Here is a 10,446-nt window from a genome sequence, read left to right as displayed (position 1 = left end):
GGGGCCTCGGGGGCGTTCGGCTAGCTGCGGGAACGGCCTGTCCGCCTAATGTGTTCGGCTGAGATCGGAAATCAACCTCTTTTTGGGACGGGGCTCTTTTAGCTACCCTGGCCCGCAGATCGGCCCCCTTGCCACAAAAGTGGCCCATCTACTACGTTAACACGGATAGCCTCGGCCATACCGAAAACCGTGAAAACAAAACCGCAGGTAGACAGCTTGTCGATTTTCGAAAAAGTCGACTATGGTTGACCCCTGCGGCTTAAACGTAGTAGATAGGCCCTTTTCGTGGCGCAGCACTACTGCACCCCAAATTGGCACCCCGAGCCCTCGTGAGTTGCCAACAAGCTGTTCGCCCAGCGCTTTATCCGCGCGGCATTTGGAAAATAGCACCACCGCAAAACCCGCGAGTAGCGCTTACTTTGCTATATCTTGCTATACTTTGCTATATCTTGCTATATCTTGAGCAAAGGTGGCTCACATGCAAACAAACCCTTTTAAGCCCACAGCAGGTAAAACACCTCCCACGATTATCGGCCGCGAAGATGTACTCGAAGAATTCAATGAAGGCCTCATCAACGGGCCTGGTGCCCCGGGGCGCCTAATGCGCATAGCCGGCGTCCGTGGAACGGGCAAGACGGTCCTCCTTGACGAGTGCTCACGTTTGGCGCAAAGCCGTGGCTGGACGGTCATAAAAGAGGTCGCAACCGAGGGACTTTGCCAGCGCATTCTCGAACAGCTGCAGCCCAAATTCCAGGCCAAACACGCCAGATTTGAGCCCACCGTAGCTGGCATATCCATCGGCAGCATAGATATTGAGCGAATCGGCCCATCGCTACGCGACGCCATGAGACAGACAATATCCAAGAATGGAAATGGCCTGCTCATCACTCTCGACGAGGTTCAAGACGCAGAGCTCGATGAGGTCCGAACGCTCTCCATTGCGATTCAGCAGGTTATCGGCGAAGACCTTGATATCGCCTTTGTTTTTGCTGGGCTGCCTTCGATGATTGAAAGCATCATCAACGGAAAGACACTTACGTTTTTGCGTCGTGCCCTCCCCTTTGATCTGAAGGCTGTGGCAGTAACCGAAGTGTCGTACTCCCTCGAGGAAACCATTGAAGCGTCTGGCATGGAGTTGCAGCCAGGTATTGCCGGCCAACTTGCCGAGGCAACGCAAGGCTATCCTTTCATGATCCAACTCGTTGGATACTACGCATGGCAGCTAGCAAGACGTGCACATACAGCGATTATTGGAGAAGAAGAAGCCGAGCGTGGCATTGCAACGGCACGCGAACGCTTCTGCGCCATGGTGATTGAGCCCGCGCTGCAGCGCATTCCGCCCACGTGCATCGCTTATCTGCTGAGCATGGCGTCTTTGGGGCAGACGAGCTCGACCAGCATGGTTGCCGATGCCCTAAACAAAACGCCTCAACAGGTGAGCTCCGTCCGCAGCCGCCTGTTAAGAGAATCGATTATCGAGGCTCCTTCGTACGGCAAGGTCTCATTTGCCATCCCCTACATGCGCGACTACCTCTACGAGCACAAAGCCGAACTGGAAGTTGAACTGTAGAAACGGCAACTGCCCTGCAAGACGAAAACCGTTTTCGTACGGATTTAAAGCAGACGTAAACGATTTTCGTCTTGATTTGCGTACGGAATTAAGACGTAAATTGCGCTTTCGTACGTTTTTCCCTAGACGCAACGTGCTTTCGTCCGACGATACGTCTGCAATCCAGACGAAAAGAACCCCGAGCTCGTATGAACTCGAGGCTCTTTGTGCCGCACATCTATGAGAGGGAATCGATGCGCATGGGCGCTACTCCATGTAGCCGCCCTGGGATGGCGGCAACCTCGTCGTTACCCGCCTGATGGATGTGCTCAAGGCGTCCGTTCCCCTCTTTATCGACGTGACCGGCAAAAAGCTCGTCGAGGAAACTATCCGCACGCACCGCGATGTGGCCGACGCCATCGCCTCGCGCAATCCCACCGCCGCGCACGACGCGATGTATCTGCACCTGGTGTATAACCGCAACATGATTGCGGAGGGAGCAGAAGCAAAAGGCATTTAGGGCCCGACAATAATCTTTCTTTGGCAAAACGCAGGCGGCGGCTGCCCAACACACAGGGCAGCCGCCGCTTTTTGCAATCGATTGGTGCAAAGGAGTTGACTAGAGCTCGCAGGCAACCTTGTAGCCATCGCCGATGGCGTCGCGGATGTTGCCGCACTTGTTGGCGTCGCCCAGCACGTGGGTGGTGACACCCGCAGCTGCAAGGTCGTCAGCCAGCTTGGTATTGGGACGATAGCCCATGGCCAGCACCAGCGTATCGGCACCGGTGATGGTGTGGACCTCGCCGTCCTTCTCGTAGCTGATGGTGCCCTCCGTGATCTCGGTCACCTTGGCCTCGGTCAGCACGTGGACGCCCTTGGAGAGCATGCGCGTGATGAGCACCGCGCGGCCGGCGCCGCCCTCGTTGGCGGCGAGCGTCTTGGTCATCTCGATAACGGTGACATCGCGGTTTGCCGGCGAGAGGTCGTTGACCAGCGGGGCCAGGTAGTCGGCCGTCTCGCAGCCGACGGTGCCGCCGCCCACGATGACGATCTTCTTGCCCGGGAAAGCCCTGCCGCCCAGCAGGTCGTCGGCCGTCATAACCTGCTTAAAGCCCCGCATGGAGGCCGGAGCGATGGGCTCGGCGCCATAGGCCAGGACGACCTCGTAGCCCGCGTAGTCGCGCTGGATGTCCCCGGCGGTCAGCTCGGTACCAAAGACGCACGTAACGCCGGCCTCGGCCAGACGACGGTACTGGTACTTGATCACGCGGGTGAGCTCCTGCTTTGCCGGCGGAACGGACGCGATGCGCATCTCGCCGCCCGGCTCGTCCTGCTTATCCACAAGCACCACGTTGTGGCCGCGCTTGGCGGCAATGTAGGCAGCCTCCATGCCCGCGGGGCCGGCGCCCACGACGAGCACGTTCTTGGCCTCGGCGGCAGGCTCGTAGCCGGCCTCGTCGCGCTCAACATCGGGGTTGACGGTGCAGGAGATGCGCTTGCCGAACATGATGCCGTTCAGGCAGCGCAGGCAGCCGATGCAGGGGCGGATCCCGTCGGCGTTGCCGGCGGCCGCCTTGTTGCAGAACTCGGCATCGCACAGGTTGGCGCGGCCCATCATGCAGATGTCGGCGGCGCCGTCCTCGATCAGCTCCTCGGCGATCCAGGCCTCGTTGATGCGGCCGACCGTGGCGACGGGAATGTTGACGTGCTTTTTGATCTCGCGCGAGCAGGCGGCGTGCGAGGCCTGCTGCGTGCCGGCGGCGGGAATGGCGGACCCGCGCTTGATGGTGGTGCCGCCCGACACATGAATCATGTCGACGCCGGCCTTCTCCAGGCGACGCGAGACGTAGATCATGTCGTTGAGGGTCAGACCGCCATCGGTGTACTCATCGCCCGAGATACGGACGTCGATGATGAAGTCCCTGCCGCAGCGCTCGCGAATCTCGGCGATGACCTCAAGCAAGAACCGCATGCGAGCGTCGAGCGAGCCGCCGTACTCGTCGGTGCGCTTGTTGTAGAGCGGGGTCAAGAAGCCGCCGAGCATGCCGTGGGCGTGCGCCGCGTGGACCTCGACGCCGTCGACGCCGGCCTTCTGCATGCGCACGGCGGCGTCGCCGAACTGATGCGTGAGCTCGTGGATCTCGTCGACCGTGATGGGGCGCGGCGCCTCGCGGGCATAGGACGGGCCCACGAAGGACGGGGCGATCAGGCGCGGCGTGCCCGGGATGTTAAAGGCCATGTAGGCGGGGTGGAAGAGCTGCGGCATGATCTTGCAGCCGTACTCGTGGACGGCCGCGGCGAGCTTTTCCCAGCCGGGGATGAACGTGTCGTCGTAGCAGCACATGTCGCCCGGCAGATAGGTATAGGTGGGCTCGACCGTCACGACCTCGGTGATGATGAGGCCCACGCCGCCCTTGGCGCGGGCACGGTAGTGGTCGACCAGGTCTTCGGTCACGTAGCCATGGTCGGCCAGGTTAGTGGACACCGGCGGCATAAAGACGCGGTTCTTGACCTCGGTCGTACCGACCTTGATCGGGCTGAAGAGCATCGGGTAGGCGGAGGACTCCATACAGGGTTCCTTTCGTTTGAGCCGCTCGGCGGCGGTTGCTGATGTACCTATCGTATCAGCAACCGCGCAGCACCCGACCGCACGCGCTCCCCCGGCTTCCGCTCGACCCACAAAAAAGTTGCGGTGAAATAGTTCCTGAATGAGGCCCTTGGCGCACCAAACAGGAACTATTTCACCGCAACTGAGGGGTGGGTTGGGTTAGAGGCCCAGGTAGGTGGTCATGCCTTCGACGGCGAGCTTGGCACCGGCCACGGCATGGACCACGGTGAGCGGACCGTTGACCACGTCTCCGGCGGCAAAGACGCCCGGCACGGTGGTCATACCATGCTCATCGACCGAAAGAAGGCCGCGATGGTCGGTCTCCAGGCCGCCCGTCGTCAGCACGAGCTTGTCCTTGGGCACCTGCGAAGCCGCGATCACAACCGTGTCGGCGGACGCGTGGTCGAGCTCTTCCTCGTAGCCCACCACGTTGTTGTCCTCGTCAAAGATAGCCGTCTCGAACACCGGGCCGTTATCGTCGATGGCGCAGATCGCCTTACCGCACACAATATCGGCACCGTCGAGCTCGGTCAGCTCCACCTCGTCATCGATGGCCGAGATATGGCGCGATCGGGCATACACGGTAACCTTGCGAGCGCCCGAGCGCAGAGCCGTACGGGCAACATCCATGGCCACGTTGCCGGCGCCGATAACCGCCACGTTCTGCCCGATCGCCACGCTCGTGGGATCGACCAGGTAATCGATACCAAACAGCACGTTGCCGCGCGACTCGCCGGGAATACCCAGCTTGCGGGCACGCCAGGTACCGGTGCCCACAAAGACCGCGTCGTAGCCGTCACGCAGCAGGTCGTCGATATGCAGCGCACCGCCGATAGTGGTCGAGGGGCGAACGCGCACGCCGAGTGAGCACATCACATGGCGGTACTTTTGCACCAGCGAGCGCGGCAGGCGGAACTCGGGGATACCGTACTCCAGCACGCCGCCAATCTCGGGGCGCTGCTCAAACACCGTGACGGCGCAGCCCAGCTGAGCCATCTTAATGGCGACGGTAATGCCGGCAGGACCGGAGCCGACCACGGCGATCTGCTTGCCGCACGACGGCGCGGGCTTCCACTCCTTACGGTCCAAATACGCTGTCGAGACATAGTTCTCGATGCTCGAAAAATGCACCGGCGCGCCCTTGCGGCCCTGGATACACGCGCCCTCGCACTGGCCCGAATGGTTGCACACCATGGAGCAGACCGCGCTCATGGGATTGTTCTGGAACAGCAGCTCGCCCGCCTCTTCCAGACGACGCTGCTTGAACAGGTCGATGACCTGCGGAATAGGCGTTAGCACTGGACAGCCCTTAAGCTGGCAGAGCGCCTTCTTGCAGCCCAGGCAGCGATGTGCCTCCTCAACGATGTGGATAGCCACGCGATTCCCCTCTATTGTCATTCTGGATATCGGCTCTGGAATGATCCAATTATATGACCTAACGGGCCCTCACCGCACGAGAGGACGTGTCCGGTAGCACGGCACGCGAGACTTTCACCGCAATGAAGACTATGGGGCAATCGGGGGCACCGTGACCGGGCGGGCGCAGGGCAGACTAAGTCGTTATGAATTCCGCATCGCGACGACCCGTATCGTCCACGCCGCGGCGAGCCAGACGTGAGTCCACACGATCGCGGGAGATCCTGCTTGGTCTCACGGCTATACACCCCCGCCCTTCGCGTGAGGTGGCAACATTTTGTTGCCACGCCGGAAGGACAGTACGCGGTGCCCCCACTGGCCGGGAATCTGGCGACCGGGTTACCTGACGCCGCGACCCAGGTCTTCGGCGATTTTGTCCACGCCCTTCAGTGCGGCGCAGGTCTTTTTGTTGGAGCAATGCCCCGTACAAACGCCACCCTGGGCGCAGTCGGCGCAGGTGCCCTTGCGGTGGATGCGCACGCATACCGCGATAAACGCAATACCGATAACGGCCAGGACAACAATATCGATAGGTGCCATAGCAAGCCTCCTCTAGTTAACCACCACTTACTTTACTCCAACTCCCACCCACCAAAAAGGGACAGGTTAATTTTGGTCGGTTTTATCTGCAGAAACGCCACATTCCCCTCACCAAAAAAGTTGCGGTGAAATAGTACCTAAAAATGCCGCTAACGCCCTCAGGCAGGAACTATTTCACCGCAACTAATTGATGCATGGGGGACAGATTACTTTTGTACCGACCTGTCCCTATGCACCAAAAAGCCCGAATGTCGCTAGGACACTCGGGCTCGTGGAAAGGGGTTAATCCTTATTCTGACTTAAGCGGAAACTGTGGCGGAAGCGGTGTTGCTCTCGTCCTCGTCAGTCCATGCATGTTTGGGCATGGGACGGAAGATCTGGAAGAGCATCGCGGCCAGCAGCACAATGGCCACAACCGTCCAGATACCAAACTGCCCCAGAACAAACAGGTTGTAGAACTGGTTGATGAACAGGCCGATCACCCAAGCAAAGGCGCACTCGTAGCCGATGGCAATCGCGGTCCACTTGCCGGAGTCCATCTGGTTGCGGATGGTGCCAATGGCGGCAAAGCACGGAGCGCACAGCAGGTTAAAGGCGCCGAAGGCAACGCAGGCGCCCATGGTGGGGAACATGCCGGCAAACGCGGTCCACAGGCTCGGATCGGTCTCGCCCGCGTCGGCGACGGACAGCAGCGAGCCGGCGGTGGCGACGACGTTCTCCTTAGCGACAAGGCCAGAGAAAGTCAGCGCAGCTGCCTGCCAGGTGCTAAAGCCGAGCGGGGCGAAGATCCAGGCAACCAGGTTGCCCAGCATGGCGAGCACGGAGTAGTCCATATACTCCTCGGGGATGCCGTCCATCGCAGGCAGGAAGCCAAAGGCACCGTTATAGCTACCAAAGTTGGAGAGGAACCAAACGACGACGGTGGATGCGAAGATGACCGTACCCGCCTTCTTGATAAAGGCCCAGCAGCGCTCCCACACGTGCAGCGCCCAAGAGCGGATCGCCGGGAAGTGGTAGGCAGGGAGCTCCATAACGAACGGCGTCGGGCGACCGGCAAAGAGCTTGGTCTTCTTGAGCATGAGGCCCGAGGCGATGACGGCAAAGACGCCCAGGAAGTAGAAGAGCGGGCTGATCCACTTCGCGGTGGTGGAAGAATCGCCGATGATGGAGCCCATGAGCAGGGCGATGATCGGCAGCTTGGCGCCACAGGGAATGAACGTGGTGGTCATGACCGTCATGCGGCGGTCCTTCTCGTTCTCGATGGTCTTGGTAGACATGACGCCGGGGACGCCGCAACCCGAGGACACAAGCATGGGGATAAAGGACTTACCGGACAAGCCAAAGCGGCGGAACACGCGGTCCATGATAAAGGCGACGCGGGCCATATAGCCGCAGTCCTCCAGGAAGGACAGCATCACAAAGAGCAGGAACATCTGCGGGACGAAGCCGAAGATGGCGCCCAGGCCGGCGACGATGCCGTCGCAGACCAGCGAATCGACCAGGCCTCCGTCCTCGGTGCCGCCCGCCACAAGAGCGTTATGCACCGCGGTGGTGATGCCGGGGACGAACGGACCGTAGTCGGCGGGGTCGGGCTCGGTGACGTCGAGGTCCTTGACCGCCTGAGACGCAGTGACGGTAGCGGCAGTCGTACCGGCGTCCTCGTCCTCCTCGACCTTGCCCTTCACGGACGCGGCCTCAGGCTCGGCTGCGATGGTCTTGAGCGCGTCGGCGGCAGCGTCACCGTCCTCGGCGTCGACGGCATCGTTATAAGCAGAAACGTCGATGCCCTTGGCGTCGGCAGCGGCGATAAACGCGGCGATTTCGGCCTGAGCCTGCGTGTACTCGCCAGCAGCCTCGTCATATGCATCGCGGCCCTGGCCCAGCACGAACCAACCATCGGTGCCGAAGAGCTGGTCGTTGGTGAAGTCCGTCACCGTGCCGCCCAGGGTGGAAACGGCGATGTAGTACACGCAGAACATGATGACGACAAAGATCGGCAGGCCCAGAATACGGTTGGTAACCACGCGGTCGATCTTCTCGGAGGTGCTCATCTTGGCAGGAGCCTTGGTCATGCACTCATCGATGATGTGCGCGATGACGCCATAGCGCTCACCGGTGATGATGGACTCGGCGTCGTCATCGCAATCCTGCTCGCACTGGGCGACCAGTTGCTCCACGCGAGCAGCCTTCTCCTTGGTGAGGTTGATGAGTTTGCAGGCGTCTGCGTCACGCTCAAACAGCTTGACGGCGTAATAGCGACGCTTGTTAGCGGGAACGCTCGCCGGAAGGTTGTTCTCGATGTGCGTCAGAACGTCCTCGATGGAGGAGTCGAACTTGTGCTCCGGCACCTGCCCCTTGGAAGCAGCGGACTTTTTGACCTGCTCGAACAGCTCCTTGATGCCCTTGTTCTTAAGAGCCGAGATCATCATAACCGGGCAGCCGAGCTTCTTGGAGAGCTTGTCCGTGTCGATCTTGTCGCCGTTCTTCTCGACCAAGTCGGCCATGTTGAGGGCAACAACCACGGGCAGGCCGGTCTCGATAACCTGAAGCGCCAGGTACAGGTTACGCTCGAGGTTGGTGGCATCGACAACTTGGACGACAACATCGGGCTCGCCGCTCATGAGGTAATCGCGCGAGCATTGCTCCTCGGGGCTGTAGGGGGAAAGCGAGTAGATGCCGGGGAGGTCCGTGATGGTAACGTTCTTGTCGCTTAGGAGCTTGGCTTCCTTTTTCTCAACCGTGACGCCGGGCCAGTTGCCAACGTAGCCGTTGGCGCCGGTGATCAGGTTGAAAAGCGTGGTCTTGCCGCAGTTGGGGTTACCCGCCAGCGCGACATGGATCTGAGAATCCGCCATTCAATCCTTCTTCCTTGTGTGCCTGCGCTGCTTTCTCCGCGCAGGCTGGATAATGTGCTTCAAAGATGCTGCATTAAGTTAGAAATACCTAACTTTATCTGCAGAAATATACGCCGCGAGCCCTTACTGGACCTCGACGACGGCCGCCTCCTCCTTGCGGATGGAAAGCTCGTAGCCGCGCACGTTGATCTCGACCGGATCACCGAGCGGCGCGACCTTCACGACCTTGAACGAAGTGCCCTTGATGAGCCCCAGGTCCATAAGGTGGCGGCGAAGCGCACCCTCACCGTGAAGCTTGACGATGGTAGAGCTCTCGCCCACCTTAACGTCACCCAACGTCTTCATCCTCTTGTCCCCCTTTCGGTTTTTATGAAATGCTGCGGACTAACCGACGGTCATGATGTGCATGGCAACCTTGGAATCGATGCCAAAGCGTGCGCCCAGCACCGTGACGATGATATTGGCGCCACTCGAGCTCACCACGTGGATTTCGTTGCCCTCGACAAAGCCGAGGTCTTTGAGGTGGTGTTTCATGTCCTCATTGCCCTTTACACGCGACACGCGCACGGTTTCGCCCGCTTTTACCATCGAAAGCGGCATGGCCGGCATCTGCGGTCCGCAAGACATGAGTGGCTCCTAACGTCAGTTCGTCCTCAACATCGACGCGTTAAAAGTTAGCCACGTCTATGTTCGCTATAGTAAACTAGCACGTGGTTAACTTTTTGGAAAGGGTCCTGTTCAGTTTTTCGAAAAAGTTTCCTATACGAAACAAAAGGGCGCGGCAAAGGACCATCCTTTACCACGCCCTATCATGCCTAGAGCGAGAGATTTCTGATCGATGTGACGCAGGAGGCCTCATCCACGCCCGAAACACGAAAGACGACGTTTTCGCCGCACTCACCATAGAGGGCCATGAGCCCCATGACATCGCGGCCATCCGTGTGGCGGTCGCCGATACTGACTGACACGTCACTACGGTGCTTGGCAATGATGTCATAGAGCAGCGCAACCGGGCGGGCATGTAATCCCAACGGATCTTTAATCGTCTTTGTAAACTCGACCATGTCCCCTCCCGCGGCATCGCACATTCGGCCGGCAAACCCAGCCACGTGGTAGTTATTGTAGCGTTAGATGCTTGTCGAGAGCCCCTCTGGATACCCCGTGGTCAAAAAGTGGCAAATATGAGTACTGTCACCAATTTAGTAGCAGCAAAATCGAGAGCAAATTGCCTACTTTGAGCGATTCGAAGAGGTTGAAAGCCGTCAAACGCCCTTTAAAGGGGGTTAGATAAATTGATTTTGAGTCCATTTTTGCTCAAAACCGGCCGATAGATATGGCACTTATTTTGCAACAGTACTCATATTTGGCATTTTTGTCCACAGGGCCCAAAATCCATGCTCCAAAATCAGAACCACCCTTAAAAAGGGTGGTTTGCTCTTAGGGTATAACCCACGGGCCCCGGGCTCGCGTCTAAAGGC

8 protein-coding genes and 1 pseudogene are annotated in these 10,446 nt (G+C 59.3%); 2 read left to right on the top strand and 7 right to left on the bottom strand.

Annotation, left to right across the window (positions count from 1 at the left end):
- The first annotated feature begins 478 nt into the window (after positions 1 to 478).
- Entirely contained in the window at positions 479 to 1,570 is a 1,092-nt protein-coding gene (locus tag I2D57_RS09490) for an ATP-binding protein (RefSeq protein WP_195362305.1), read from the top strand.
- 286 nt (positions 1,571 to 1,856) lie between these two features.
- Positions 1,857 to 2,069 (top strand): annotated as a pseudogene (locus I2D57_RS09485) (FCD domain-containing protein); the annotation flags it as partial.
- Positions 2,070 to 2,168: 99 nt separating this feature from the next.
- Here I2D57_RS09485 and I2D57_RS09480 read toward each other — a convergent pair.
- The 7 genes from I2D57_RS09480 to I2D57_RS09450 all read right to left on the bottom strand — a co-directional run bounded on the left by I2D57_RS09480 (position 2,169) and on the right by I2D57_RS09450 (position 10,032).
- Positions 2,169 to 4,118 carry an NAD(P)/FAD-dependent oxidoreductase gene (locus tag I2D57_RS09480; RefSeq protein WP_195362304.1) on the bottom strand — a complete coding sequence of 650 codons (1,950 nt, stop codon included), beginning with the start codon at positions 4,116 to 4,118 and terminating at the stop codon, positions 2,169 to 2,171.
- 198 nt (positions 4,119 to 4,316) lie between these two features.
- Complete coding sequence (locus I2D57_RS09475; RefSeq protein ID WP_195362303.1) at positions 4,317 to 5,534, bottom strand: FAD-dependent oxidoreductase; 1,218 nt, start codon at positions 5,532 to 5,534, stop codon at positions 4,317 to 4,319.
- 378 nt (positions 5,535 to 5,912) lie between these two features.
- Positions 5,913 to 6,113, bottom strand: a complete 201-nt coding sequence (locus tag I2D57_RS09470; protein WP_195362302.1) for a hypothetical protein — start codon at positions 6,111 to 6,113, stop codon at positions 5,913 to 5,915.
- Between the two features lie 299 nt (positions 6,114 to 6,412).
- Entirely contained in the window at positions 6,413 to 8,968 is a 2,556-nt protein-coding gene (gene feoB / locus I2D57_RS09465; protein ID WP_195362301.1) for a ferrous iron transporter B, read from the bottom strand.
- 123 nt (positions 8,969 to 9,091) lie between these two features.
- Positions 9,092 to 9,313: a FeoA family protein gene (locus I2D57_RS09460; protein WP_006234774.1), complete on the bottom strand. Its 222-nt coding sequence runs from the start codon at positions 9,311 to 9,313 to the stop codon at positions 9,092 to 9,094.
- Positions 9,314 to 9,352: 39 nt separating this feature from the next.
- Complete coding sequence (locus I2D57_RS09455; protein WP_022094360.1) at positions 9,353 to 9,595, bottom strand: FeoA family protein; 243 nt, start codon at positions 9,593 to 9,595, stop codon at positions 9,353 to 9,355.
- Positions 9,596 to 9,783: 188 nt separating this feature from the next.
- Positions 9,784 to 10,032: an HPr family phosphocarrier protein gene (locus I2D57_RS09450; protein ID WP_195362300.1), complete on the bottom strand. Its 249-nt coding sequence runs from the start codon at positions 10,030 to 10,032 to the stop codon at positions 9,784 to 9,786.
- Positions 10,033 to 10,446 lie beyond the last annotated feature (414 nt).

It is taken from the genome of Collinsella aerofaciens (assembly GCF_015553355.1).
Lineage (GTDB): Bacteria > Actinomycetota > Coriobacteriia > Coriobacteriales > Coriobacteriaceae > Collinsella > Collinsella aerofaciens_V.
Note: the sequence above shows the minus strand (reverse complement) of the source record. Positions and strands in the feature narration are given on the sequence as shown.

Bases quoted from the DNA above. Each gene is read 5' to 3' on its own strand.
- feoB (WP_195362301.1), bottom strand. From the start codon at position 8,968: ATGGCGGATTCTCAGATCCATGTCGCGCTGGCGGGTAACCCCAACTGC.
- I2D57_RS09470 (WP_195362302.1), bottom strand. From the start codon at position 6,113: ATGGCACCTATCGATATTGTTGTCCTGGCCGTTATCGGTATTGCGTTT.
- I2D57_RS09490 (WP_195362305.1), top strand. From the start codon at position 479: ATGCAAACAAACCCTTTTAAGCCCACAGCAGGTAAAACACCTCCCACG.
- I2D57_RS09450 (WP_195362300.1), bottom strand. From the start codon at position 10,032: ATGGTCGAGTTTACAAAGACGATTAAAGATCCGTTGGGATTACATGCC.
- I2D57_RS09480 (WP_195362304.1), bottom strand. From the start codon at position 4,118: ATGGAGTCCTCCGCCTACCCGATGCTCTTCAGCCCGATCAAGGTCGGT.
- I2D57_RS09460 (WP_006234774.1), bottom strand. From the start codon at position 9,313: ATGAAGACGTTGGGTGACGTTAAGGTGGGCGAGAGCTCTACCATCGTC.
- I2D57_RS09455 (WP_022094360.1), bottom strand. From the start codon at position 9,595: ATGTCTTGCGGACCGCAGATGCCGGCCATGCCGCTTTCGATGGTAAAA.